24 protein-coding genes are annotated in these 25,261 nt (G+C 63.6%); 7 read left to right on the plus strand and 17 right to left on the minus strand.

The features are described 5' to 3' along the window. Position 1 precedes the first annotated feature (1 nt). From prfA to Q0C17_RS13575, 3 genes are read right to left on the minus strand one after another with little or no spacing between them, the layout of a single operon-like run. A complete protein-coding gene (gene prfA / locus Q0C17_RS13565; RefSeq protein WP_291207323.1) occupies positions 2 to 1,075 on the minus strand; it encodes a peptide chain release factor 1 in 1,074 nt (357 codons plus the stop codon). Between the two features lie 39 nt (positions 1,076 to 1,114). Then, positions 1,115 to 1,558, minus strand: coding sequence for an MAPEG family protein (locus Q0C17_RS13570; RefSeq protein WP_291207326.1), 444 nt, complete (start codon positions 1,556 to 1,558; stop codon positions 1,115 to 1,117). A gap of 34 nt (positions 1,559 to 1,592) precedes the next feature. After that, positions 1,593 to 2,894, minus strand: coding sequence for a hypothetical protein (locus tag Q0C17_RS13575; RefSeq protein ID WP_291207330.1), 1,302 nt, complete (start codon positions 2,892 to 2,894; stop codon positions 1,593 to 1,595). 112 nt (positions 2,895 to 3,006) lie between these two features. Between Q0C17_RS13575 and Q0C17_RS13580 the strand changes: the two genes are divergently transcribed. Then, entirely contained in the window at positions 3,007 to 3,606 is a 600-nt protein-coding gene (locus Q0C17_RS13580; protein WP_291207333.1) for a DUF1214 domain-containing protein, read from the plus strand. Then, positions 3,606 to 4,139 carry a DUF1254 domain-containing protein gene (locus Q0C17_RS13585; protein WP_291207335.1) on the plus strand — a complete coding sequence of 178 codons (534 nt, stop codon included), beginning with the start codon at positions 3,606 to 3,608 and terminating at the stop codon, positions 4,137 to 4,139. The genes Q0C17_RS13580 and Q0C17_RS13585 overlap by 1 nt, the downstream gene beginning before the upstream one ends. Before the next feature lie 537 nt (positions 4,140 to 4,676). Here the strand turns inward: Q0C17_RS13585 and ispG are convergent. The 4 genes from ispG to Q0C17_RS13605 all read right to left on the minus strand — a co-directional run bounded on the left by ispG (position 4,677) and on the right by Q0C17_RS13605 (position 10,511). After that, on the minus strand, positions 4,677 to 5,810 hold the full coding sequence (ispG, locus tag Q0C17_RS13590; protein ID WP_291207338.1) for a flavodoxin-dependent (E)-4-hydroxy-3-methylbut-2-enyl-diphosphate synthase: 1,134 nt from the start codon (positions 5,808 to 5,810) through the stop codon (positions 4,677 to 4,679). Between the two features lie 71 nt (positions 5,811 to 5,881). Next, positions 5,882 to 6,868, minus strand: a complete 987-nt coding sequence (locus Q0C17_RS13595) for a helix-turn-helix domain-containing protein (RefSeq protein WP_291207341.1) — start codon at positions 6,866 to 6,868, stop codon at positions 5,882 to 5,884. 101 nt (positions 6,869 to 6,969) lie between these two features. Then, positions 6,970 to 9,207: a phosphoenolpyruvate--protein phosphotransferase gene (gene ptsP, locus Q0C17_RS13600; RefSeq protein ID WP_291207343.1), complete on the minus strand. Its 2,238-nt coding sequence runs from the start codon at positions 9,205 to 9,207 to the stop codon at positions 6,970 to 6,972. A gap of 56 nt (positions 9,208 to 9,263) precedes the next feature. Beyond that, entirely contained in the window at positions 9,264 to 10,511 is a 1,248-nt protein-coding gene (locus tag Q0C17_RS13605) for an aspartate kinase (protein WP_291207346.1), read from the minus strand. A 93-nt stretch (positions 10,512 to 10,604) separates the two neighbouring features. On the opposite strand from Q0C17_RS13605, the gene ubiG reads away from it, so the two are divergent. Together ubiG and Q0C17_RS13615 are read left to right on the plus strand one after the other, a co-directional pair. Then, on the plus strand, positions 10,605 to 11,381 hold the full coding sequence (gene ubiG, locus Q0C17_RS13610; protein ID WP_291207348.1) for a bifunctional 2-polyprenyl-6-hydroxyphenol methylase/3-demethylubiquinol 3-O-methyltransferase UbiG: 777 nt from the start codon (positions 10,605 to 10,607) through the stop codon (positions 11,379 to 11,381). Next, positions 11,378 to 11,986: a DUF924 family protein gene (locus Q0C17_RS13615; protein WP_291207351.1), complete on the plus strand. Its 609-nt coding sequence runs from the start codon at positions 11,378 to 11,380 to the stop codon at positions 11,984 to 11,986. The genes ubiG and Q0C17_RS13615 overlap by 4 nt, the downstream gene beginning before the upstream one ends. Here Q0C17_RS13615 and Q0C17_RS13620 read toward each other — a convergent pair. Continuing rightward, a complete protein-coding gene (locus Q0C17_RS13620; protein WP_291207354.1) occupies positions 11,983 to 13,338 on the minus strand; it encodes an MFS transporter in 1,356 nt (451 codons plus the stop codon). The genes Q0C17_RS13615 and Q0C17_RS13620 overlap by 4 nt on opposite strands. Positions 13,339 to 13,458: 120 nt before the next feature. Between Q0C17_RS13620 and Q0C17_RS13625 the strand changes: the two genes are divergently transcribed. Next, entirely contained in the window at positions 13,459 to 14,961 is a 1,503-nt protein-coding gene (locus Q0C17_RS13625; RefSeq protein ID WP_291207356.1) for a M20 family peptidase, read from the plus strand. A 3-nt stretch (positions 14,962 to 14,964) separates the two neighbouring features. Here Q0C17_RS13625 and Q0C17_RS13630 read toward each other — a convergent pair whose 3' ends face one another. The 6 genes from Q0C17_RS13630 to Q0C17_RS13655 all read right to left on the minus strand — a co-directional run bounded on the left by Q0C17_RS13630 (position 14,965) and on the right by Q0C17_RS13655 (position 19,965). After that, positions 14,965 to 15,885: an Hsp33 family molecular chaperone HslO gene (locus Q0C17_RS13630; protein WP_291207359.1), complete on the minus strand. Its 921-nt coding sequence runs from the start codon at positions 15,883 to 15,885 to the stop codon at positions 14,965 to 14,967. Between the two features lie 74 nt (positions 15,886 to 15,959). Beyond that, the gene (locus Q0C17_RS13635; RefSeq protein ID WP_291207362.1) at positions 15,960 to 16,895 is read right to left on the minus strand and encodes a radical SAM protein; all 936 of its coding nucleotides are present in this window, start codon (positions 16,893 to 16,895) and stop codon (positions 15,960 to 15,962) included. Positions 16,896 to 16,954: 59 nt separating this feature from the next. Beyond that, positions 16,955 to 17,881, minus strand: a complete 927-nt coding sequence (gene argF, locus Q0C17_RS13640) for an ornithine carbamoyltransferase (RefSeq protein ID WP_291207365.1) — start codon at positions 17,879 to 17,881, stop codon at positions 16,955 to 16,957. A 124-nt stretch (positions 17,882 to 18,005) separates the two neighbouring features. Continuing rightward, on the minus strand, positions 18,006 to 18,260 hold the full coding sequence (locus Q0C17_RS13645; RefSeq protein WP_291207368.1) for a GlsB/YeaQ/YmgE family stress response membrane protein: 255 nt from the start codon (positions 18,258 to 18,260) through the stop codon (positions 18,006 to 18,008). A gap of 85 nt (positions 18,261 to 18,345) precedes the next feature. Then, the gene (locus tag Q0C17_RS13650) at positions 18,346 to 18,666 is read right to left on the minus strand and encodes an antibiotic biosynthesis monooxygenase (protein WP_291207371.1); all 321 of its coding nucleotides are present in this window, start codon (positions 18,664 to 18,666) and stop codon (positions 18,346 to 18,348) included. Between the two features lie 27 nt (positions 18,667 to 18,693). Next, positions 18,694 to 19,965, minus strand: a complete 1,272-nt coding sequence (locus tag Q0C17_RS13655; protein ID WP_291207374.1) for a dicarboxylate/amino acid:cation symporter — start codon at positions 19,963 to 19,965, stop codon at positions 18,694 to 18,696. 158 nt (positions 19,966 to 20,123) lie between these two features. Between Q0C17_RS13655 and Q0C17_RS13660 the strand changes: the two genes are divergently transcribed. Continuing rightward, positions 20,124 to 21,338 (plus strand): saccharopine dehydrogenase family protein, encoded by a 1,215-nt coding sequence (locus Q0C17_RS13660; protein WP_291207377.1) that lies wholly within the window; start codon positions 20,124 to 20,126, stop codon positions 21,336 to 21,338. Between the two features lie 102 nt (positions 21,339 to 21,440). Next, positions 21,441 to 22,568 carry a carboxynorspermidine decarboxylase gene (locus tag Q0C17_RS13665; protein WP_291207380.1) on the plus strand — a complete coding sequence of 376 codons (1,128 nt, stop codon included), beginning with the start codon at positions 21,441 to 21,443 and terminating at the stop codon, positions 22,566 to 22,568. A 5-nt stretch (positions 22,569 to 22,573) separates the two neighbouring features. Here Q0C17_RS13665 and Q0C17_RS13670 read toward each other — a convergent pair whose 3' ends face one another. The 3 genes from Q0C17_RS13670 to Q0C17_RS13680 are packed head-to-tail and all read right to left on the minus strand — an operon-like array spanning position 22,574 to position 25,013. After that, a complete protein-coding gene (locus Q0C17_RS13670) occupies positions 22,574 to 23,407 on the minus strand; it encodes a carbon-nitrogen hydrolase family protein (protein ID WP_291207383.1) in 834 nt (277 codons plus the stop codon). Then, entirely contained in the window at positions 23,404 to 23,820 is a 417-nt protein-coding gene (locus Q0C17_RS13675; protein WP_291207386.1) for a GFA family protein, read from the minus strand. The genes Q0C17_RS13670 and Q0C17_RS13675 overlap by 4 nt, the downstream gene beginning before the upstream one ends. Then, on the minus strand, positions 23,805 to 25,013 hold the full coding sequence (locus tag Q0C17_RS13680) for an aspartate aminotransferase family protein (protein WP_291207389.1): 1,209 nt from the start codon (positions 25,011 to 25,013) through the stop codon (positions 23,805 to 23,807). The genes Q0C17_RS13675 and Q0C17_RS13680 overlap by 16 nt, the downstream gene beginning before the upstream one ends. Positions 25,014 to 25,261: the final 248 nt, after the last annotated feature.

The following is a 25,261-nucleotide window of genomic DNA, read 5'->3' on the forward strand; positions in this document are numbered from 1 at the left end:
CTCAGCCAGCGTCCATGGCGGCCAGCTTGCGCGCCTGGTCTTCCGTGATCAGAGCTTCCACAACATCGTTCAGCTTGTCGCCAGCAACGATGCGGTCGAGCGAGTAGAGCGTCAGGCCGATGCGGTGATCGGTGACGCGGTTTTCCGGATAGTTGTAGGTACGCACCTTCTGGCTGCGGTCACCGGTGCCAACCATGCCGGCACGGGCTTCGGCGCGGGCAGAGTCGCGTTCGTGGCGGAGTTTCTCATAGAGACGGATCTTGAGCTGATCCATGGCCTTCTCTCGGTTCACGTGCTGGGACTTTTCCGAACTCGTCACCACGATGCCCGACGGAAAGTGCGTGATGCGCACGGCCGAGTCGGTCTTGTTGACGTGCTGGCCGCCCGCGCCTGAAGCGCGCATCGTGTCGATCCGGATGTCCTCTGCGCGAATGTCGATCTCGATATTCTCCGGGGCCGGAAGGATCGCCACCGTCGCAGCTGAAGTGTGGATACGCCCTTGCGTTTCGGTTGCCGGCACGCGCTGCACGCGGTGGACGCCGCTTTCCCATTTCATCCGGCCGAAAACGCCGTCGCCCGACACGTTCGCGATGATCTCCTTGTAACCGCCCGCCTCCCCTTCCGAGGCATCGACGATCTCGACCTTCCAGCCCTGTAGCTGCGCATAGCGCATGTACATCCGGTAAAGGTCGCCCGCAAACAGCGCCGCCTCGTCGCCGCCGGTGCCGGCCCGCACCTCGAGCACGACATTGGCCGCGTCATCGACATCCTTGGGCAGCAGCAGGATCTGCATGCCCTGCTCAAGTGCCGGCAGCCGTTCCTTCAGGTCCTCGATCTCCATTCGGGCGAGATCGGCCATCTCGGGGTCGCCCGCGGCGGCCAGCGTCTCGGCCTCGATCAGACCACGGCGGGCAGCCAGCAGCTCGCGCGCTTTCTCCACCACGGGGCGGAGCTCGGCATGTTCCTTGGACAGGGTAATGATCTCTTTGGAGTCGGAGGTCGCGCCCATCCGGGCCTCGACCTCCTCGTACCGGTCGATCACCTGCTGGAGGCGTGTAACGGACAGGGAGGGCATAGCTCGCCCTTTAGTCCGGTTTCACGCCGCTTGGAAGCCTTACAGCGCCGGGGACATCAGGAAGATGCGCAAGGCTTCCCTGCCGGCGAGGAAGAACAAGCAGAAGGACGCGGCCGCGAAGACCAGGAAGCGAAGGGCGACCTTACCGATCACGACCTGCACGACCGAATGCAGAACGCGCAAGCCGACATAGATCCAGGCCACCAGACCGGCCAGATTGTCGTTGCCCCCAGTCAGCGCCATAAAGAACATGAGGGCGTAGAAGATGACCGGCTGCTCATGCAGGTGGTTGTAGTTGTCGGCGGCCGAGCGAACATGCGGTGGCAGCTTGTCGCTGTAGGTGCCGGGATGGCGGGCATCGTCCGGGTTGATCTTGTATTTTGAGAAGGCCGGCAGGCGAAGGGCATACATCCAGAACCACATGAAGCAGGTCCAAAGGACCAGCGCGAGCACGGGCTTCAGGAAATCGACATCAATGGTCACAGGTTCAGCCTCCCAACTGATTTGAAGGCAGACCTTACCGGGGTGTCTCAGCAATTGGCAACACGGCCGCCGAGCCCCCCGGCTGCACCGCCGCGGGACCCGGCCGCACCTTCAGGAACTCGAGGAAGGCCAGAACGTCGTCGTCCACGATGCTGTGCCCGCCAGGTCTCAGCCACCAGACGATGCCGTCGGTGGGATCGAAGGTGCGCATGTCCTCACCGCTGATTCCAGGCACGCCCATAGCGGTCCACATCGCGCTCGCTGCCTGAGCCGCGCGGAAACTCGAGTTAGGATCCGACCAGACATCCCGGCGCGCATTGCCGAGGAACAGTCGGCGCGGCGCAACCAGCGCCAGCAGCATATGCTGGTCATAGGGCAGCGTGGACGGATTGCGCGCATAGCCCTGCGCCTCGGGCGACAGCCAGTGCGGATAGGATTTCGCCATCCGGTCGAGGCGCTCGCCGGTGCCCGAGCGCGAGAGCGAGGCGCCTGCAAATCCGGACTGGTGGGCGATCACCGCCTCGACGCGCTGGTCCCACGCCGCCGCCAGCAGCGCCGCTTTGCCATGGCGCGAATGGCCCATAATCGAGGTGTGGCGTGTGTCGACACGCGGGTCATTCTCCAGCACGTCCATCGCCGCCGAAAAGGCAAAGGCCCAGGCCATCAAGGTGCTGGTAGGGTTCACATCCGCGCCGAGGCCCGCCAGCGCGGCCGGCGCACGCTGGGCACTGTCCGGAATGAAGTCGCCCGCGTGAAAGCTCGCGTAAACGAAGCCTTCGTCGAAATAGAGTCCCACAGGCGCCTCGGCAATATACTCGCCGAACAGCGTCTCCACGATGAAGCTTACCACCGCGCCATAGTCGCGTGCCGTACACGGATCACCGTCTTCACTGGTCACGGTCTCGCCCGGGAAGGTTGCGCAGTTTGAGCTGAACGTCTGGCTAAGCACCAGGGGATTGCTCATCGCTGCGGCCGGGAAAGCCGCCACCAGCTGGAAGGTCCGCGCGCCCTCGCCCCGGCCTATCGTGATGTCCAACTCCTCGAGCGTACCGCGCCCTTCGAGATAGTCCGGATTTACAATCCGCCAGTCGCTGATCACAACCGGCAGACCTTCCGGCCAGGGGCCATAAAGCGTATCCTCCAGCATCTCCAGCGCTTCGGCCCGCCCCTCGGGCGTCATCAGCCGGTCAATGTCGATCGCCGGCACAGACGCCGGCTTGTTGGCCGTATCGAGGCTCGCATAATTGAGCCCCAACATCGTGCAGCTTGTTGTGACCAACAGTGCGAGGGCCGCCAGAAGCGTCAGGCCAATCCACCGCAAAATCCGGAAAAACATGAAGACCGTCCCGCCCCAATGAATTCGGCCGATTGCTAGCGAGTTCCGGCTGTTTCGCCCAGCCGTCTTGCTTGGCACTTGCGTCCAGCAGCGGTCACGTTAGCGTGTTTTCATGAAGATTGTCAGCGCACTTGTGGGCCTTATCCTCGGCGCCGGGCTCGGCGTCGGCAGCGCCTTAGCGGCGGCCGGCATCATCGGTCCCGGTATGCGCCTTGGAGGGGCGATCGATCTCGACGGCTGGACCAGCGACTGGACCATCGGCTCCGAAGCGGCCAACCCATGGACCCGCGCCAGAGTGGCTCGTCATGGCCTGCTGGCCCTGTCCAAGGACGAGGCGGTCTACTTCACTCGCAACACCGACGATGCGGGAGACCGGCTGGCAGAGGCCTGCACCTACCGGGTCTCCGGCGGTATCCACCCGGCGCAATGGTGGTCGATCACGCTTTATGATGCGACAAGCTACCTGCCGCGCAATACCGACGATGCCCTCTCGTTTGATCTGACCGACGCTGAGGCCGCGGGCACCACGGAAGACTGGTCCTTCCTCATTGCGCCGCTTCCAGCAGACAGCGAATGGGTCTCCAGCCGCGACGCCGGCCAGTTCGACCTGACGCTGCGCCTCTACAAGCCGTCACCGGAACTGATCGCGGCCCCGGAAGCCACGCTCACTCCGCCGCGAATCGAAAAGCTCGGCTGCGGGGAGGCCAACTGATGCGCCTGCCCCTGATCGGTGCCGCCACGTTCATCATCGGCTTTGCCGCTGCGCATGTCGTGGTGCTGAATGCCCTGCCTGGCGAGATCATGTCGAAAGCACGTGAACGGATGACCGGCAGCGGCATTCCCGTCCATAAGTGGCAGATGAGCCCGCGCGTCACGCCGCAGACGCAGACCATCGTGCGCCCCTCGCCGGATCTTGCCTACGCGATCTGCGTGATCGACGTGACCGGCGGCCCGGTCACTCTAACCGTCCCGACCTGGCCGGAATATGGCTCACTGTCGATCTTTGATGCGTCTACGGATAATGTTTATGCCGGCTCGCTTGATGCACGCCTGCCGGACGCGCCGGGTACGCGAACGGTCGTGGTCAAGCTGGAGGAGCAGGCTTTCGATCCTGCTGAAGGCGTCGATATCGTCACTCTGAAAGCCCCGGAAGCCCTCGCCCTGATCCGGCGTCTTGCGCCGTCGCAAGGGCTATATGATGCGGCAGCCGCGCTGGTGCCGGTGAGCACCTGCGGGCCGACCTGACCTCTTGCAAAGCCGCCCTTCGTGACCGCCTCCGCAAGCGGCCAAAGGGTCCGCCGGGGTATTAGCCTGGGGTATTAGCCAGTGCGTTTTCAAACCCGCCCGCCCTGGCGCCGATGATAACCCGGATCGCCGGGTCAGAGTTGAAATCTCTCCGCGCAGGCCATCATTCTCGGACGTGCCGGGCCTGGAAGGAAAGTTTAATCAAGCCGATACGGCGATCGCAGGCACCTGGTTCGATCTGGCCGCACCGGTGCAACATGAACGCCGCTATCATCGACAAAGGAATAGTGGAGCGCCCCGGTCGGGATAAAGGTGTTCAGGGTCAGCTCGGACCTGACGATATCGTCGACTGCCCCGACCGCCGGTTCGATGGGCGCAGCCGATAGAATACCGCGCCTAAAGACCCAAACGGCGCCAGCACAGCGGTGATCTGGCTGACAGAATGGACTTCTCCGAGTGTCAGGAGCGTCCCTCCCGCTCCGTACGCTTCCCACACCGGAATGGCCAAATACAGAGGTGAAGGAAGCCAGGGCCCGCTTACTCTGCCGGAACCTGCTCAGCCTCGCGCTGAGCTTTCAGGTTCGCGGCCTTGTCTTCGACCAGCTTCACGATGTGCTCCACCATGTCGGCGGTCGAGACGTTATGGTCGGCTCGTCCGTTCACGAACATCTTGCCACTGTCCTTGCCACCCCCGGTGAAGCCGAGATCGGTCAGCGCCGCCTCGCCCGGTCCGTTAACAACGCAGCCGATGATCGACAGCGATATGGGCTCGGAGATATGCGCGAGGCGCTTCTCCAGAGTCTCCACCGTTCGGATCACGTCGAAGCCCTGCCGCGCGCAGCTCGGGCAGGCAACGATGTTGACACCGCGCGTGCGCAGGCCGAGCGACTTCAGCATCTCGAATCCGACCTTCACTTCCTCCTCCGGCTCGGCCGAAAGGGAAACGCGGATCGTGTCGCCGATGCCGGCCCAGAGCAGCGCGCCCATACCGATGGAGGACTTGACCGTGCCCGTACGAAGTCCGCCCGCCTCGGTGATGCCGAGGTGCAGCGGTGCATCGGTTGCCTCGGCGAGCAACTGGTAAGCCGCCACGGTGAGGAACATGTCCGAGGCCTTCACCGAAATCTTGTAATCGTGGAAGCCGAGATCATCGAGGATGCGCGCATGGTCCAGCGCGCTCTCCACCATCGCGTCCGGGCACGGCTCGCCGTACTTTTCCAGCAGATGCCTTTCAAGGCTGCCACCATTGACGCCTATCCGCATCGAGCAACCGTTCGCACGCGCCGCCGCGACAACTTCCTTCACCCGCGCCTGCGACCCGATATTGCCGGGATTGATGCGCAGACAGGCGGCGCCGGCGTCTGCTGCCTCGATGCCGCGCTTGTAGTGGAAATGGATGTCCGCCACGAGTGGGACCGGACTCGCCTTGACGATCTCGTACATCGCCTTCGTTGACTCTTCCGTCGGACAGGAGACCCGCACGATGTCGGCGCCCGCCTCCGCGCAGCGCTGGATCTGCGCGATGGTGGCGGCCGCGTCTTCGGTCGGCGTGTTGGTCATCGATTGCACGGCAATCGGGGCATCGCCCCCGATCAGGATATTGCCGACACGGATTTGGCGGGACTTGCGTCGCTCGATATTGCGCCAGGGGCGGATCGGGTTGTGGCTCATCGCTGTTCAGCGCCTTCTCGGGCTTCCGGTGAGCCCCACATGTGGCGCCGCGCGGGCGCCGCGTAAAGGGCCTAGCGGGTCGCGTTGCCGTTGGCGGCAGCGGGCGGGACGTCCGCTTCAGCCACGACCGGGGCCGAGATTTCGGCGGCACGCACCAACTGATCGTCAACACCAATGGAGAAGACCTGTGCGCCTTCCGGACCGAGCGGGCCGACCGTCAGGTCGCCGACGCGCCATTCGAAGGCGCCGCCATTGCGGGCCGAGACGGTCCAGCCGGCTTTGAGGCGCGGGAAATAGTTCTCGCCTTCGGCCATCGTCCGGCTCAGGAAGATGGTGCCATCGGCGCCGCGCACTTCCAGCCAGCCCTGGCGGACGGCGACGATTTCGAGCGGCAGGTCGGCCGGAACCCCCGGGGACGAGGCATTTTTGGCAAACAGGCTATCGCGGGCGCCGCTGACGGCCACGACCGTCGGCGAGACAACCTCTTCCGGGCCCTTGTTCATCAGCAGGAACACGCTGAAACCGCCAGCCACGAACAATAGCAGCGCGCCGCAGGCGGCCACAATCAGCGGTAGCTGGGTTTGCTTCTTGCTGATCTGGCCAATCTTCGGAACTGGGGCGGAGGTTTTTACCTCGTCCACTGCGCCGCACTCGCGCGTGTAGCGCTGCACGACTTCCTGCTCCGGCAGCCCGAGATATTTAGAATAAGCGATCAGGTAGGGCACCAGGTAGCCCTTTGCGATCGTTTGAAGCTCCATCCGCTCGATGGCCATGAGGAAATTCTCGCGGATCCGCGAATCTCGCGCGATTTCGCCGAGGTCCAGCAACAGTGCCTCACGCACCCGGCGCAGCACCTGCCCCATGCGGAGCTCTTCGCCCTCGTATTTGCCCGAACGGAAAATTTCGTCGGCGCGCTGGCGACGACCATAGTCGTCGAGCTGCCGGGCTGCTTCCGCAGAGATCGGCATCACATTCGAACGGTTCGTTCCATTGTCTTCCACTCGCCCGGATTCCTCGGGTTTGTCGCCTGCAGGCTCAGTCGGTACGTTCTGTGCCATTGTCTACCAGTCTCATTGCCGAATGCCGCCACCAAATGAATTCTGGGCAAGATCCGGTCCAGAGTTTACGTAGGGCCGGGTTCGTTCCGCCGCAACACGCTTTAGCTGTCAGCCGTGTCAATCCCATGCTCAGCGGCAAGTGCTAACACTTGGTTACGGAACGATCCGTTCGGCTTGTCCATACGCTCGAAAAGACCGGCCCGGAAAGCGTTAAGGTCGACCTCGCGCAGAGCCTGCTTGACCGGGCCGATGGCCGAGGCCGCCATTGACAGGCTGGTATAGCCGAGCGCCGCAAAGCATAGCGCGACCGGGGGTGAGGCTGTCGCCTCCCCGCACACCGACAGGCGGACATTGCCGGCCTTGCACGTCTCGGCGACCATCTTGAGAAAGCGCAGGGCGGCCGGGTCCACAAGGTCGTATCGCTCGCTGACCGAGGGTGTCATCCGGTCGGCGGCGAAGAAGAACTGCAACAGGTCGTTGGTGCCAACTGACAGGAAGTCGACCTCCCCGGCCAGGTCCTGCATCGAAAACCCGAGGGCCGGGGTCTCCAGCATCACGCCGACTTCCAGCTTGGAAGGCTTGACGCCTGTGCGCTCTGCGCTCCAGCGCATTTCCTCCAACAGCAGCGCCTTGGCGTCCCGGAACTCGGACGGCACGGTCACCATCGGGAACATCACGGTCAGCGGCCGCTCCCCGGCGGCCCGCACCAGCGCCCGCAGCTGTCGGCGGAACAGACCTTTGTGGTCCAGCGCAAACCGGATCGAGCGCCAGCCAAGGGCGGGGTTCTCTTCCCGCTGAAGGTTCAGCGCAGGCAGCACCTTGTCGCCGCCAAGGTCCAACGTGCGAAATACGACCGGTCGCTCGCCTGCCCGGTCAAGCACGCGCTTGTAGAGCGCAATCTGGTCTTCAAGGCGCGGCAGGGACTCCGAGACAAGGAACTGGAACTCGGTGCGGAACAGGCCCACCCCGTCGGCGCCGGCCTGGTCCAGCATGTCAAGATCCAGGTCCAGGCCGGCGTTGAGCATGAGCGAGACATGCGTACCATCAAGGGTCTTCGCCGGCAGCCCCTTCAGGGCGGCATACCGCGCCTGGCGCTGCGAGCGCAGGGCGACGCGGGACTTGTACGCATCGTACACCGCATCATCCGGGCGGATGTGGACGGAGCCTTCCTCGGCATCCACGATGATGTAGTCGCCCTGCTCGATGCGCGTGGTCAGGTTTTCGATGCCGCCGATGGCCGGAATGCCGAGCGCGCGAGCCACGATCGCGGCGTGCGACGACGCGGCCGCCTCCTCCATCAGCAGGCCGCGCAGACCAACCTTGGCATACTCCAGCAGTTCCGCAGGCCCCAGCCGGCGAGCGACCAGCACGTTCTGCTCGCCGGTGATCTTCGGCTTGCTCTCGTCTCCGCCGAGCACGCGCAGGAGGCGGTTGTCGAGGTCTTCGAGGTCGTGAAGCCGTTCGCGCAGATAGGGGTCGCGCGCATTCTGCAGCCGCGCGCGGTGCTCGCGCCGGGCCCGGTCCACCGACGCTTCGGCGGAAAGCCCGGAGCGGATGCCCTCGTGCAGCTTCTCGGCCCAGGACGGGTCTTCGGCCAGCAGCCGGTAAGCCTCCATCACGTCACGCGGGTCACCGCCGAGGGCGGCGCCATCAATCAGCATCATCCGGTCGATGGAGGCACGCAGTTCGATCAGGCCGTCATTGAGCCTTGCCGCTTCCGCCGGCATGTCGCTGGCAAAGAACTTCGCCGCCGGCACCACAGGGTCGTGGAGCACCGCGCGGCCATAACCGAGGCCTTCGCAGAATACCCGGCCCGTGAGGTTGCCACCGCCCGGCCCGCGCACACGGCGTTCCGGCGCGCTCTGCGGGGCAGGCACCAGCACCAGCGTATGGACGATCTCTGCCAGCACCATCGAGATGGTCTGCAGCGTGTCGATCTCCTCATCGCGGTAAGACCGCTCAGTCCTGTTCTGGACGACAAGCACGCCGGTCACCCCGCCAGTGCGCAGGATCGGCACGCCGAGGAAGGCGTGGAAGGGATCTTCCCCTGTTTCCGGGCGGTAGGAGAAGGAAGGATGGCGCGGCGCGTCCTCGATGGCGATGGGCTCGGCAGTGCGGGCTACAAAGCCGACGAGGCCCTCGTTGGAGGCCATGCGCGTCTTGTTGACGGCTTCCGGCTTCAGTCCTTCGGTTGCGATCAGCAGCAGCGAGCCCTCCGGCTCACGCAGGTAGATCGAGCACACATCGGCCACCATGGTCGAGGCGATGAGGCGGACCACATGGTCCAGGCGCGAACGCGTGTCACCATCCTCCGCCATCACCTGGCGGAGGTTGTTCATGAGCACACGCGTGGCCGGCATATTATAGGGCATGCTCTCCCGTTCGGGATGGCGGGTTATTCCGAGTCCAGACCAAACGCGGTATGTAGGGCGCGAACGGCCAGTTCTGTATAGGGCGCGGCAATCAGCACGGAAATCTTGATCTCCGAGGTGGAGATGACATCGATGTTGATGCCCTTTTCCGAGAGCGCCGTGAACATTTTCTCGGCGACGCCGGTATGGCTCTTCATGCCGACGCCGATGATCGATATCTTCGAGACATCGCTGACCACTTCCAGCCGCTCATAGCCGAGATCAGCTTTCAGCTTCTCCAGCGTGTCGCGGGCAAACGGGCTGTCGCGCTCGGTACAGGTGAACACGAGGTTTGCCTTGGAGGCTTCGCGGGAGCTGGCCTGCACGATCATATCGACGTTCACTCCGGCCTTGGCGAGGGCCGAGAAGATCTTGGCCGACGATCCCGGCTTGTCGGGCACACCGTAGAGCGTGACCTTTGCTTCGTCCCGCGAATAGGCGACGCCGCTCACAACCTGCTTTTCCACGATTTCTTCCTCTGCACAGACAAGCGTTCCGGGGGATTCCTCGCCGGGCTTCACGAAGCTCGACAGCACCCGGACGGGAACATTGTGATTCATTGCGAGTTCGACCGAGCGCGTCTGCAGCACTTTCGCGCCGAGCGAGGCCATCTCGAGCATCTCTTCATATGAGATCTTGTCGATCCGCCGGGCCTTGGGGACGATCCGGGGATCGGTGGTGTAGACCCCGTCTACATCTGTATAGATGTCGCAGACCTTGGCGCCGAGGGCGGCGGCAACCGCCACGGCGCTGGTATCCGAGCCGCCCCGGCCAAGTGTCGTGACCCGGTAGTCGTCGGTGACGCCCTGGAAGCCTGCGACGACGGCGATCTCGCCGCTATCCACCGAGTCCGGCAGAGAGGAGTCGTCAAAGCCCATGATCCGCGCGCGGCCGTGGCTGTTGTCGGTTTTCAAACGCAGCTGCCAGCCGAGCCAGGAGCGGGCCTTCAGACCCCGGCGGCGCAATGCGAGCGCCAGAAGGCCGGCGGTCACCTGCTCGCCCGAGGCGACGACTACGTCATACTCGTCGTCATAGAGGCTGCGCGGCAGGTCCTTGCCGGCGGCGCCATCTGCCAGGGCGACCAGCTTGTTGGTCTCCCCCGACATGGCCGAGACGATGACAGCCATCTTCTCGCCCTTCGCGGCACGCGCCGCGACGATTTCTGCCACATTGGCAATGCGGTCCAGATCGCCGACCGATGTGCCGCCGAATTTGAGTACCGTGCGCGCCATTTCGCCCCAACCGACTATCTGCCCCGCCCGGGGCGTCCTATATCGGCCCCTGTAGGGGAAAGTTCAGCGCGGATCAAACAGGATTGCTAAACGATGGCGAGAACAATTGACGCGTCTGACTTGCCGCCGGTCACGCCAAGCATCGACCCGGCCGAAGTCGCCAAATTCTCTGCCATGGCGGCCGACTGGTGGAACCCGAACGGCAAGTTCAAGCCGCTGCACCGCTTCAACCCCGTCCGTCTGAGGTTCATCCGGGAAACCGCCGAGCGCCATTTCGGCCTCGCCGCCGGCCTGCGCACACCGCTCGATGGCCTGCGCCTGCTCGATATCGGCTGCGGCGGGGGCCTGGTCTGCGAGCCGATGGCCCGGCTCGGCGCCTCGGTCACCGGGGTGGATGCCTCAGAGGCCAACATCAAGACGGCGCTGACCCATGCGGTCGAGCAGGGCCTGAAGATCGACTACCGAGCCGGCACTGCCGAAGGCCTGCTCGCCGCCGGGGAGACCGCCTTCGACATTGTGCTGAACCTCGAAGTGGTCGAGCACGTCGCGGACCCCGCCCAGTTCCTGATGGACACGGCGCGCCTCGTGAAACCCGGCGGGCTGATGATCGTCGCGACGCTCAACAAGACCGCCAAGGCGCTCGCCACAGCCGTGATCGGCGCCGAATACATTCTCGGCTGGCTGCCACGCGGCACGCATGACTGGTCGAAATTCCTCGACCCCGAAGATGTGCGCACGCCGCTGCGCGGCGCCGGGCTGGAGATCAACGAGACCATCGGCGTCGCCTTCCAGCCGCTTACCGGCCAGTGGAAGCTCTCCCTCGATACGAGCGTCAACTACATGATCGTGGCCCGGCGCCCGGCGGCATGAGCCATCATCCCTCCCCCGAAGACATTCTCGCCTTCTGGATCGCAGATGCAGACACGCCCGAGGGGCTGAAGGCGCAATCGAAGAAATGGTTCAATGGCGGCAAGGCCTTCGACGCCGAACTCGAAGCGAAATTCCTGCCGCTGCTGGAGACGCTGTCGGCTGGTCCGCTTGCCGAGGACTGGGCGGCGCGCGGGCCGAAGGGCCGCCTCGCCGCGATTATCGTGCTCGACCAGATGAGCCGCAACATCTTCCGCGGCAGCCCGCGCGCCTTCGCGCAGGACCGGCTGGCCCTTCATCTGTGCAAGGAAGGTCTGGAAAAAGGCGAGGATGAAGGCCTGGCAGAGGCCGAGCGTGTGTTCTTCTACCTGCCGCTCGAACACTCCGAAAGAGGAGACGACCAGGACTGGTCCGTCGCCCTGTTCACCGCCCTTTTCAATACGGCGCGTGAGGGCTTCCGCGACTATACGAAGACGACGATGGACTATGCGATCCTGCACTGCGATGCGATCCGTCAGTTCGGCCGCTTTCCTCATCGCAACAAGGTCGTCGCCCGGACCAGCACGCCGGAAGAACTAGACTGGCTCGCCGAAGGAGGCGGGTTCTAGACCTCTGCCGGCACGCTGGCGAGCCGGCCGGCTGTTTCCGCCTGCACGGCGCGCGTCAGCGGGTAGTTGCGCACCACAAAATAGGTGATGAGGTAGAACACGGCGGGCAGTCCGCAGAAGATGAAAAGTAAACCCTGCACCGCCTCCGGCGAATTCTCGGCGCCGGCCTCATAACCAGCCACCAGACCCACCAACAGATAGGCGAGCCCGGTCGCGAGGCTCGCGCCGATCTTGTAGGCGCCGGCGTTCAGGCCGAAGTACAAGCCGGCCCGGTTGGTGCCGGAGCGTACGAGTTCCCACTCGACAACATCTGCCGTCATTGATCGGCCAATGACCAGCGGCGCTGTGAAGGCGAACCCGTTGATGACGGCTGCGAGCGCAAACGGCCAGAAGCCCGGGAACTGTGAGGCGATAAGGTAGAGCAGATAACTGGCGGCGGACATCAGAACGGCCACGCAGACAGCACTGTGTTTTTCCGTTCTTGAAGCGAACCGCATCCAGACCGGCAATCCGAGTACGGAGGACAGGAAAAACACGACCAGCAGGAGGCTTGCCTGCGCATCGCTGAGGCCGAACACCGATTCGGCGACGAACAGGTAGAGCGAGGCCGTGACCGTAATGCCCATGCCGATCAGCAACTCGAGCAGGAGGACGGTTTTCAGGAAGCGGTTGCCGACCGCCATGCGCAGGTCAGCAAATGTGTAGGCTTTCGCGTCCGGATCCTTCGTCCGCGGCGGGTCGGGAACGAACATACAGGCGATCAGCGCGGTAAGCGGCAGCGAAATGATAAGGCACCAGCCCATTGCGCCAATCTGTTCGAAACGATCCCCGCCATTGTTGGCGATGATGACCGGGATGATCAGCAGGACCAGCATGCTGAGCACACTGGCCATCTCGATCATCACGAAATGGCGTGAGCGGTCGTCATAGTCCGTCGCGATGTCAGCGACCCAGGCATTGCGCGCGATGATCAGCATGGTCGAGCCGAGGTAGAGGATCACCATCCAGAGCACGAAATAGAGCGCGCTGGCGCCTTCCCGCGGCGGCATGTAGATGAAGTAGGCCGCGAGCATCAGCAAGGGAACACTCGCAACGATCCAGGGCCGCGCCCTTCCCCACTTCGAATTGAAGCTATCGACCAAGTGGCCGATCGTTGGGTCCAGGATCATGTCGAGCAGACGCAGCATCATGAACAGCATGCCCGTCAGCGCGACGCCGAGACCGATTTCGTCGGCATAGAAGGGCGAAAGATACACGCCCAGCGGCAGGCCGATCCCAGACAAGGGAAAGGCAAGCGTGGACAAGGCCAGGACGCGGGGCGTGCTCAGCCGTTTCGGGGAAGGTTCAACCATGCGCTCACACTGCCGCGTGAAAAGGTGACGGCCAAGTCATTTTTTTAATGCGCCGTCGCTTGACGGCGCGCTGTGCGCACGGTCACGGTTCTTAAAACAGAAACGGGAGCTGCGCCGCACATGATCCGCAACCTTCTTATCGGACTCGCCGTGGTTTTGCTCGCGGTTGCAGCATTGGTCGGCGTGCTCGTCGTCAACGCGATCAACTATGGCGGCGAGCCCGTCGGCGGCCGTGTGGAGCTCCCAGCGCCACCGGAAATCTCGGCAGAGCGCGGCGCGCAAAACCTCTCGCGCGCAATCCAGTTTAAAACGATTACGCTGGCGAGCGGCGACCCGCGCCCCGGGCAGGACGGTGAATGGCTGGCACTGCATGCCTGGCTGGAAGAGACCTATCCGGCGGCGCATGCAGCAATGACGAAAGAAGTGGTGCCGGGCACGCTGACGTTACTCTACACTTGGCCGGGATCGGACGCGTCCCTCAAGCCGATCATGCTTATGGCGCACCAGGACGTCGTGCCGGTCAACATCGGTACCGAAGATGACTGGCAAGGCGGCCCGTTCGAGGGCGCAATCATCGATGGCTACATCTATGGCCGCGGCACGATTGACAACAAGGGCTCTCTGGTGGCGCTCATGGAAGCGGCCGAGGCGCTGGCCATCTCGGGGTTCATGCCACAGCGTACGGTGCATTTCATGTTCGGCCACGACGAGGAGGTGTCCGGATCTGGCGCCGCGGCTGCGGTGGCGCTGATGAAATCGCGCGGCATCGAGCCGGAAATGGTGCTCGACGAAGGCTTCATGGTGCTGAATCCCTCCCCGCTTTCGGGTAAGCCGGCAGGCTTCATCGGCATCGCGGAGAAAGGCTATGTGACGCTGGAAGTGATCGCCACGGCGGCGGGCGGGCATTCGTCCACGCCGCCGCGCAACTCTGCGGCGGTAAACCTCGCCCGCGCCGTCGTCGCGCTGGATGAGAACCAGATGCCGTCAGCGCTGAAAGAGGCGCCCGCATCGGAAATGTTCCGTGCTGCCGGCAAGGACATGCCGTTTGCCCAGCGACTCGCCTTTGCAAACCTCTGGCTGTTTGAAGGCGCCGTAGATGGTCAGCTGAGCAAGATTCCGGCAGGCAATGCGATGATCCGCACGACCACGGCGCCGACGATGCTGGAAGGCTCCGCCAAAGAGAACGTGCTGGCGCAGCGCGCGAAAGCGACGGTGAACTTCCGCATCCACCCGAGCAATACAGAAGAAGAGATCGTCGCCCACGTGAAAGAGGTGACCAAGGACATCGAAGGCATCGAGATCGTGGTGGGCCAGGCAGGGATCCGCGGCACCGGCGCCTCGAATGTGTCGCCCACGGACAACCGGGCTTATGCGGTCCTGGCGAGCGTGGCAGAGGCAACCTATCCCGGCGCCCCGGCGGCGCCCGGCCTGGTACTCGGCGCGACTGATGCCCGCTATGCCGAGGCGATCTCCGCGAATGTCTACCGCTTCGCGCCAGCTGTGCTGACGCCGGACGAACTCACCGGCTTCCACGGCACCAACGAACGTACGAGCGTGGAGAACATGGGGCGGCTCGCACGCGGCTACGCGCAGGTTATCCTGGCGATGGACGCGGCGGAGTAACGCTCAGTTCACCGGCCCCGTCACTCTTGAGATGTCCACATTGTAGTGGCGGGCGCAAAACTGGCAGTCGATGGAGAGGTTGCCGTCTTCTTCGACCAGTTCTCGAAGGGACTCGTCCGGCATCTGGCTTAGCGTGGTGACGAGGCGTTCCTCGCTGCAGGTACACTGGTCGAGCACGGCCATGCCGGATTCCAGCGTCACGCCCTGTTCGTGGAACAGGCGGTAGAGCAGCTCGGTCATCGGCAGCGTCGGGTCAATCAGCTCGCCCGGCGTCAGCGTCGAGAAGAGGACTTCGGCTTCACGCCAGCCCTCATCCGTTTCGCCGCGCGCGTCGTCGCCGGCGATGCGCTGCACGAGCATGCCGCCGGCGGTCCAGGTGCCGTCTTCGGCGCGGTCCACGGCGATGCGGATGCTGGAGGGTACCTGTTCCGACATGTCGAAGTAATCTTCCGCGCACTGAGCAAGCGTTGCCTTGTTGAGCGGCACGATGCCCTGGTAGGGCTGGATGTCCGGATTGTCCTGCACGAGGATCAGGCCGAGGCGGCCGGTGCGGCCGAAGAGCTGCGGCATGTGGGGCTCACCGCCCTTGTTGACGCGCTCGAGATTGGCCCAGCCTTCCGGGTTGTAGCGGGCATAGCCGCGCACGTTGCCATTGGTGTTGTACTCGCCGACCAGCAGCGTGACCGGGCCGTCGCCTTCGGCCTGGACGAGGATCTTGCCTTCGAACTTCAGCGAGGCGCCGACGAGGGCGGCCAGGGCCACGGCCTCGCCGAGGATCTGGGCGAGGTGGTGGGGATAGTCATGCCGGTGGAGGATCGGGGAGATGCTGGCAGCGCCCATACGAACGGCGCGCCCGCGGATGGGGCGGCCTTCGATCTGGAAGGTGGCGGCGAAATCGCCGGTTTCATGGGGGAACTGGGTCATGGGAGGCGGCCTTGAGGGGGGCATTCAAGCCGCCCCATGTGGCAGCGAGGGGGCCGATCGGCAAGGGGGGCCCTTCAGGCCGAGCAGCTGGCCCCGCCGAGCACGCAGAAACTGGCGCACCAGGGGTGGTTCAGCTTGACGGGCTCTGCGGTTGCCTCGGTGAATGTTGCGCCGAGGTCGAAGGCGGGGTCGTCCACCAGCAGGGTGCAGGCGAGAACGCGGGGGCCCGCCGCGCCCTTGCGGCGCACGACCATGCGCTGGCTGGCACACATGATGGAGTCCGGCGACTTGCTGAGGATGCCCCAGCAGGCGGTGGTGATTTCCGGGGGATCGGCGCGGGCGATCATCTCCGGGAAGAGGACGAGCTGTTTGGGGTCAGCCGCATCGAGCGCGAGACCGAGCGAGGCGATGAGGGCGCGGTAGCCCTCACGGGCGGCGGCCTCATCCTCGTGCAAGGCCGTGCGGCCGGCTAGCGCCAGCGGGATGTCGTTGGACGCGATCCAGCGCAACCCTTCGCAGGCCTCGGCAAAGGCGCCCTGCCCCCGCTCCGCATCATGCAGTGCGCCGTCATGGGAATCGAGGGAGACGCGCAGCGTCATCTTTCCGGGAAAGCGCGCGGAGAGGTCTGCAAGACCTGCCTGCACGCGCGGGCGCATCATCGGACGCATGGCATTCGTCAGTACAAGGAGCGTGTGGCCCCGCTCCAGCGCCGCTTCGAGGATGGCAAGGATCTCCGGCGCCATGAAAGGCTCGCCGCCGGTAATGCCGATCTCAGCAGGCAGAGTCAGCTCGGCAAGATAGGGCTCCACATCCGCACGCGTCAGATAGACGAGCCGATCATTTGTCGGGCTACTTTCGATATAGCAGTTGGCGCAAGCGATGTTGCAGAGCGTGCCGGTGTTGAACCAGAGCGTCTTGAGCCCTGCCCAAGCGACGCTGGCGCGGGTTTCGCCCTTCGCCGTGACATTAGGGTCGGAAAATTTGGCGTTGGGGATCAGGGTGTCGGCCATGGATCGAGCCTAGAATGGCGGCGCCGGCGCGCCAAGGGGCCGCGCGGGAACGTGAACGCCTACTTGCCGAGGCACCAGCGCAGGATGGCCTTCTGGGCATGGAGGCGGTTTTCTGCTTCGTCCCAGACGAGGCTGTCCGGGCCGTCGATCACTTCGGCGTCGACTTCCTCGCCGCGGTGGGCTGGCAGGCAGTGCAGGAATTTAGCGCCGCCATTGGCGAGTTCCATCAGCTCGTCAGTGACCGCAAACGGCTCGAGAATCTCGAGGCGGCGTTCGGCATCAAGGTCGCCCATCGACACGAACGTATCCGCGATCACCACATCCGCGCCGGCAACCGCTTCTTCGGCGGTCTCGAAAAGTTCGATACGGCCTTGCAGTTCGGTCGCGATGTCGAGGTCGTCTTCGTCCGGCGCGTAGCGCTGCGGCGTGCCGATGGCGAGCGAGAAGCCGAACTTGGCGGCGGCATGGATGAAGCTGGCACAGACATTGTTGCCATCCCCGACCCAGGCGAGACGGGCACCCTTGAGAGTCAGGCCATGCTCTTCCAGCGTCATCAGATCCGCCATGATCTGGCAGGGGTGCGAGCGGTCCGACAAGCCATTGATGACCGGAATGGAGGCCGCCTCGGCGAAGGTTTCGATATCGGTATGGTCGTTGGCGCGGATCATCACGGCGTCGACATAGCGCGAGAGGACACGGGCCGTGTCCTCGATGGTTTCGCCGCGGCCGAGTTGCATGTCTCCTGACGAGGTGGTGATGGATGAACCACCGAGCTGGCGCATCGCCATGTCAAACGAGAAGCGCGTACGGGTGGACGCTTTCTCGAAGATCATCGCCAGGGTATGGCCGTCGAGTGGCGCGCCGAGGTCGATGCGGCCCTTGGACCAGCCGGCGCGGGCCTTCTTTGCCCGGTGCGCCTCGTCGAGGATCGCGCGCAGCTCCGCCTGCTCAAGCGGCCAGATATCCAGAAAGTGGCGGATCGTCATCGGCGCAGCCCCCGCAAAAACAAGCGGGCCGCATAGCGTGTTATCGGGGGAATGTCATTGGGGATTTGAGAAAACCCCTCTCCCCGGCGGGAAGAGGGGTTCTGTCTGGCCCTCTGGGCAAAGATCAGGCGCGTTTCACGACGCGGATGAGCACAAGCAGGATCACGGCGCCGAGGGTAGCATGCAGGATGGACGCCAGAATGCCGCCGCCAAGGCCGAAGCCAATCGCCGGCAAGAGCAGTCCTGCAAGGAACGCACCGACGATGCCGACGACGATGTTGCCGACCAGGCCGAAGCCGAAGCCCTTGACGATCACGCCGGCCAGCCAGCCAGCGATCGCGCCGATAAGGAGGAAGATTAGCAGGCTTTCAATGGTCATTGATGATTACTCCCAGTTTCCGGGACAAGTCCCTCGCCACCAACGCGCGGCCGGGCGAAAGGATGCACAGGGCGCGGCCGGGAGGTCAGAAGCCGTAGGCGCGCTCGACCTTCACGATGCGTATGGAATAGGCCGAATACCAGGCCTCGCGCCCCATCCGCTGGGCTTCCAGGTGTTCGGTATTCTGCTTCCAGGCGCGCAGGTTTGCCTCCGTGTCCCAGTAGCAGATTGTGATTTCGGCATTGCCGTCGGCCTGCGCGGTCTCGTAGCCGAGAAAACCTGATTGCTGGTGGGCGAGTTCCACCATCCGCCCGCCCATCTTTTCGTAGTTCTCGCCGTCCTTGCCGCTGAACACGGCGCTGAAAATCACGGCCCAGTAGGGCGGCGGGGGCGTCTTTGCGATCACGTCAGCGATTCCGGTTCAGGGGAGGCGTCAACTTCGGGCATTGTCCAGTGTCTCGGCAAGCGGGATTTCATCAACCTTGGGATCGTAGAGCACGCCTTCCCATTTCGCGACCACGGCGCTCGCGATCGAATTGCCGATCACGTTGGTTGCCGTCCGGCCCATGTCCATGAACGCATCGACTGCGAGCACGAGGCCGATGGCTTCGGCGGGCATGTTGAACGTCGGCAGTGTCGCCGCGATGACAACCAGCGAGGCGCGGGGTACACCGGCGATCCCCTTGGACGTGACCATCAACATGAGCAACAGGATGATTTGCTGTGCCAGGGTCATCTCGACGCCAAGCGCCTGTGCGATGAACAGCACAGCAAAGGTGCAGTACATCATCGATCCATCTAGGTTGAACGAATAGCCAAGCGGCACGACAAAGCTCGCCACGCGGTTTGCCACACCGAAACGCTCAAGGCGTTCGAGGAGTTTGGGCAGCGCGGCTTCCGAACTCGCCGTCGAAAAGGCGATCAGCAAGGGGTCACGCACCGCGGCGATCAGCGGGAACACCCGGCCTTTCAGGACAACAAAGCCAGCGGCAATCAGCACCGCCCACAGCACGCCCACGCCCAGATAGAAACTGCCCACCAGACGCGCATAATCAGTCAGCACGCCGAGTCCCTTCAAGGCTACCACATTGGCGATAGCCGCAAATACGGCCACCGGGGCCAGCACCATCACGTACCCGGTGATCTTCAGCATGACGAATGCGCCCTGCTCAAGCAGGTCTGTGACTTTCTGGGCCTGCGGACCGAGCGCCTGCAGGGCGGCGCCGAGGAAAATCGAGAAGACGACAATCTGTAGGACCTCATTGCGCGCCATGGCATCAATGATCGAAGTCGGCACGACGTGGGTAATGAACTCCCTGAACGTAAGGCTACCGGTCGCCAGCTCGGGCTTGGCTGCGTCCAGACCCGTCGTGTCGAAGCCGACACCCGGATGCAGCACGTTTGCCATCACGAGGCCGATCGAGAGCGACACCAGTGACGCGGCGATGAACCAGGCCATCGTGCGAACTCCGATGCGACCGAGCGCGGCGCCGCCGCCGATATGCGCGATTCCGACCGCCAGGGTGGTCAGGATCAGCGGCGCGACGATCATCTTGATGAGGCGCAGGAAGATGTCCGAGAGGATCTTCACACCGTCCGCGAAGGCCGTGGCCTGTTCGGGCGTTGCGACGGAATACACGACGCCCCCAACCGCAATGCCGAGGATCAGTGCCCCGATCAGCGCCCAAAACATCCAACGGCTCATTTTCACCCCATGAGTTCGCGTAAACCAGCTCCCTTCTCCTAGCATGCGGAACGCTGGCGTCCACCCGCAGACCCCGGTCTAGCGAAGAAGGTCGGAATGCCCTAAATGGCGCCTTTCAAACCTTGCCTCTCCCCACTCTCCGAAGGGTTCTTCGCTTCATGGATAACGTACTCATCATTGGCGCCGGCGCCGCCGGCTCGGTTGTCGCCAAGAAATGCGCGATGGACCGCACCACCTTCAAGCACATCACGCTGGCCTCCCGCCGGATCGCCAGTTGCGAGAAAGTGGCGAAGGATTGCGTGACGCCGATCGAGATTGCCCAGGTGGACGCCGATGACGTGGCCGCCACGGTGGCTCTGATCAAGAAGGTGAAACCGGACCTCGTGATCAACATGGCCCTGCCTTACCAGGACCTGCCGATCATGGACGCCTGCCTCGAGGCCGGCGTGAACTATCTCGACACCGCGAACTACGAGCCGCGCGAAGTCGCGAAGTTCGAATATTCCTGGCAGTGGGCCTATCAGGACAAGTTCAAGACAGCAGGCCTGACGGCCATCCTCGGCTGCGGCTTCGATCCGGGCGTCTCGAACGTCTGGTGCGCCTATGCGCAGGAATACCTGTTCGACGAAATCGATTACATCGACATCGTGGACTGCAATGCCGGCGACCACGGCAAGACCTTCGCCACGAACTTCAACCCGGAGATCAACCTGCGCGAAGTCACGCAGGACGGCAAATACTGGAAGGACGGCGAGTGGATCGAGATCCCTGCCCTGTCCATCAAGACAATGGTGGATTATCCGGAAGTTGGCCCGCGCAAATCCTATCTCATCTACCATGAGGAAGAGGAAAGCCTCGTGAAGAACATCCGCGGCCTTAAGCAGATCCGCTTCTGGATGACCTTCGGCGACGCTTACATCAAACACCTGGAAGTGTTCAAATCCATCGGCCTGATCAGCCTCGAGCCGATCAAGCACAAGGGGATGGACATCATCCCGATGGAATTCCTGCGCGACCTGCTGCCGCCGCCCTCGTCCCTCGCCGAAAACTACACCGGCAAGACCTCCATCGGCGTGATCGTCCGTGGCCGAAAGGACGGAAAGCCGGTTGCCAAGATGCTCTACAACGTCTGCGACCATGCCGAGACCAACAAGGAAGTCGGAGCGCAGGCGGTCAGCTACACCACAGGTGTGCCGCCGGTTTCCGGCGCGGCGATGTTCTTCCGCGGCATATGGAAAGGCCCGGGCGTGTTCAACGTGGAACAGTTCCCGCCAAAGCCATTCCTCGACGACGTGGCGCTGCGCGGTCTGCCGACGACAATCATCGACATCGGACCGGGCGACCAGGACGAGCTGTTTGAGGTTGTGACCTAAGCCCTCAACGTCCGCTCATCCCGGCGAAAGCCAGGATCCAGAGCGGCAGATGAATTGATTTTGGCACTGGATTCCGGCTTTCGCCGGGATGAGCGGAAGAAAATGGATTCTATTCAAACCCCCTGCTTCGTGCTCGACACGGCCCGCCTCCGCAAAAACCTGGAGACCGCCAGGCGCGTGCGCGAGGAGGCCTGCTGCAAGGTCCTGCTGGCGACGAAAGCCTTCGCGATGCCGGCCGCCTTTCCGCTGATGCGGGACTATCTCGACGGCACGACGGCCTCGGGCGAGCATGAGGCCATCATGGGGAACGAAGAGTTCGGCAAGGAAGTGCATGTCTACTCTCCGGCCTATACGGAATCGGAAGTCCGCCGGCTGACGAAAGTCGCGCAGCACATCTACTTCAACTCCGCCGAACAACTTGCCCGCTTTGGCGATATCGCGCGCGACGCCGGCTGCCATGTCGGCCTGCGGGTCAATCCCGGCTACTCCAACGCCACGCTCGGCGGCGACCTCTACAATCCGACCGCGCCTACCAGCCGCTTCGGCGAAGTGCCGGAAAAGCTCAGCTCAGTGGACTGGTCCGGCGTCGACATCTTCCATGTCCATGCGCTTTGCGAGAGCCTGCATGAAGGCTCGGTCGGCCTGATCGAATACGTGGCTGAGCACTTCGCGCCGTACATCGCGCAGGTGAAGGCCGTGAATTTCGGCGGCGGGCATTTCCTCAACAAGCCCGGCTATAATGTCGACAAGCTGATTGCCGCGATCAAGGGGTTCAAGGCGCGCTTCGGTGTCGAGGTTATCCTCGAGCCGGGCGCGGGCCTTGTGGTCAATACGGGCGAACTGCACGCAACCGTGCTGGCACTGCACTGGAACGCGATGGACCTTGCGATCCTTGATGCCTCGGCTTCGACCCACATGCCGGACGTGCTGGAAGTGCCCTATCGCCCGGACGTGATTGGCGCAGGCCAGCCAGGTGAACATCCGCACACCTACCGCTTCGGCGGCAAGACCTGCATGACCGGCGACATCATCGGCGACTATTCCTTCGAGAAGCCGCTGCAGCCCGGCGACGAAGTAATCTTCACCGACCAGATGCACTATGCCTTCGTGAAGACGAACACATTCAACGGCACGCCGCTGGCGAACCTCGCCGTCCGCTGGGAAGACGGGCGCGTCGAGATGATCTCGGATTTCGGTTACCAAGAGTTTCGGCGGCGGCTTGGGCGGTAGGGCCTTTAGTATTCCCGCAGCAGCGGCGATCTGTCGTTTCCAAGCGACGGAATCCGCCCGCGCGCTTTCGCCACCTCTGCAAGATCAATCCGCGCCAGGATAATCCCCGGCTCAGCGCCGGTCGCTTCCGCGAGAATATCGCCCCAGGGCGAAACCATCAGCGAGTGACCGAACGTTTCACGCCCGTCCTCGTGTATGCCGCCCTGTGCGGGCGCGATAACGAAGCTGCCGGTCTCGATCGCGCGCGCGCGGACCAGAACATGCCAGTGCGCCTCGCCGGTCACGCGGGTGAAGGCCGCCGGTATCGTCAGGATATCAGCGCCTGCCTGCGCGAGGCGGCGATAGAGATGCGGAAAGCGCACATCGTAACAGACGGTCAGCCCGAGGCGTCCGAAGGGCGTTTGCGCCAGCACAGCTTCCTCGCCCGGGCGATACGCGCGGGATTCGCGGTAAGTCTGCCCGTCGCCGACTTCCACATCGAACATGTGGATCTTGTCGTAGCGCGCAACTATCCCGCCATCCGGACCGATCAGGAACGAGCGGTTGGCGAAGCGCTCGTCATCTTCCAGCGCAACCGCCAGCGAGCCGATCAGCAGCGTGACACGCAGCTCCGCTGCCAAGGCGCGCAGAACGGCAAGGCTCCCGTCCTCTGCTTCGGGACGCACCTTGGCGCGCGCCATGCCGGGACGGATGTCGAGCAGGTTGGTCATCTCCGGTGTGGCGATGAACGCGGCGCCCATCCCGGCGGCTTCGCGAATGAGGACAGAGGCTGCGGCGATATTTGCGCCCGGCTCCGTGCCGGAGCGCATCTGAATACAGGCCGCCTGAAAGCCGGTCATGTGGTGCGCGGCCCGGTCCAGAGATCGCGCGCGCCGCCTGCATTGACCGACATGTCGAGCCCGGAGGCCAGGCGCACCTTGAGCGCCGAGGCGTCAAATCCGGCGAGGCAGTTCACGTTGACGCCGTAGTGGTCCGGCATCGCGCGCTTCCTGTGGAAGGGATAAATGCCGCATACGGAGCAGAAGAAATGCCGGGCAACCCGCGTGTTCCAGTTGTACTCGCTGAGCTGGTCTGCGCCCGCAAGAAGCGTGAACGAGCCCTCGTGTACGCTGGTCATCAGCGCGCCCTTCATCCGGCACAGCGAACAGTCGCAGCGGTAGATATCCGAGATTGCGGCGGTGACGCGGAACTGCACCGCGCCGCAATGGCAGCTGCCGGAATATTCCGGCGGCGGGATCAGGCCACTTTCCATTCTGCCAGGGCCGCATCCAGCACGCCGACCGCCTCACGCACATGCGCTTCCTCGATAACCAGCGGCGGGGCGAGGCGCAGCACGTTGTTGCCGGCGACGCCGACCAGGAGGTTCCTGTCACGGGCAAGGCCCTGCAGGTTTTTCGGGTCTGCCTTCAGCTTGATGCCGGTGAGCAGGCCTTTGCCGGTGACGGCTTCGACCTTGTCCGGGTGCGTATCGGCGAGGCTCTTCAGGCCCTGCTGCAGTGTGGCCGAGACGCGGCGCACGTTGGCGAGGAAGGCCTCGTCGGAGATGATGTCCCAGACGACATTGCCGACGGCCATCGCCAGCGGGTTACCGCCATAGGTCGAGCCATGGCTGCCGGGCTGCATCGGCTCGCCGACCGCTTCGGTCATCAGGCAGGCGCCAAACGGGAAGCCGCCGCCGATGCCCTTGGCGGCGCAGAGGATATCCGGCTCCACACCGTCCGCCCACTGATAACCCCAGAGCTTGCCGGTGCGGCCCATGCCGCATTGCACTTCGTCGAAGATCAGCAGCAGGCCGAGTTCGTCGCACATCTGGCGCAGACCCTTGATGCAGGCTTCCGGCATGGCGCGCACGCCGCCTTCGCCCTGAACGACCTCAACGAAGATGGCTGCCGCCGTCGGCTCGGCCGCGGCCTTCTTCAGCGCTTCGTGATCACCCCATTCGAGGTGGACGAAGCCCGGAAGTTTCGGTCCGAAGCCTTCGAGGTATTTCGGGTTGCCGCCGGCATTGATCGCCGCGACCGAGCGGCCATGGAAGGCGCCGGTGAAGGTGATGATGTCGATCCGCTCGGGGCTGCCCTTCGACCAGTGGTATTTGCGCGCCGATTTAATGGCGCACTCGACGGCCTCGGTGCCGGAATTGGTAAAGAAGACGCGGTCAGCGAAGGTGTCGCGGCAGATCTTGTCGGCGAGTTCTTCCTGGCCCTTCACGCGGAACATGTTCGAGGTGTGCCAGAGCTTGCCGGCCTGGTCGCGCAGCGCCTCGACCAGTGCCGGATGGGCATGGCCGAGCGCGGTGACGGCGATGCCGGCAATGAAATCGAGATAGCGCCGGCCATCTTCGGTGAAGAGGTAGGCGCCCTGACCCTCGACGAACACTTCCTCCGGCGGACGGTAAACCGGCAAGATATGCTGGCGGGGATCCTGATGCGTTTTGGCCTCTGACATGGGCAGCTCCGGCGGATTCGAAAGGGGGGAAACGGGGAAATGCCACGCTTGGCGGGCAGGGGGCGCCAAGTCAACTCAGGCCGCCGGATTACATAGAATTAATCACCAGGGTGATCGAATAACAATAAAAGTAATTGACGTTATTCGATATGTTCTTATTGTTATTCGTGAAGCCGGGTTCCGGATGGCACGACGCTCCAACGCCCCTCGACTTCCCCTGAAGTCTGCCATTCTGGAACCCGGTCTTC

The organism is Hyphomonas sp., from assembly GCF_022844445.1.
Lineage (GTDB): Bacteria > Pseudomonadota > Alphaproteobacteria > Caulobacterales > Hyphomonadaceae > Hyphomonas.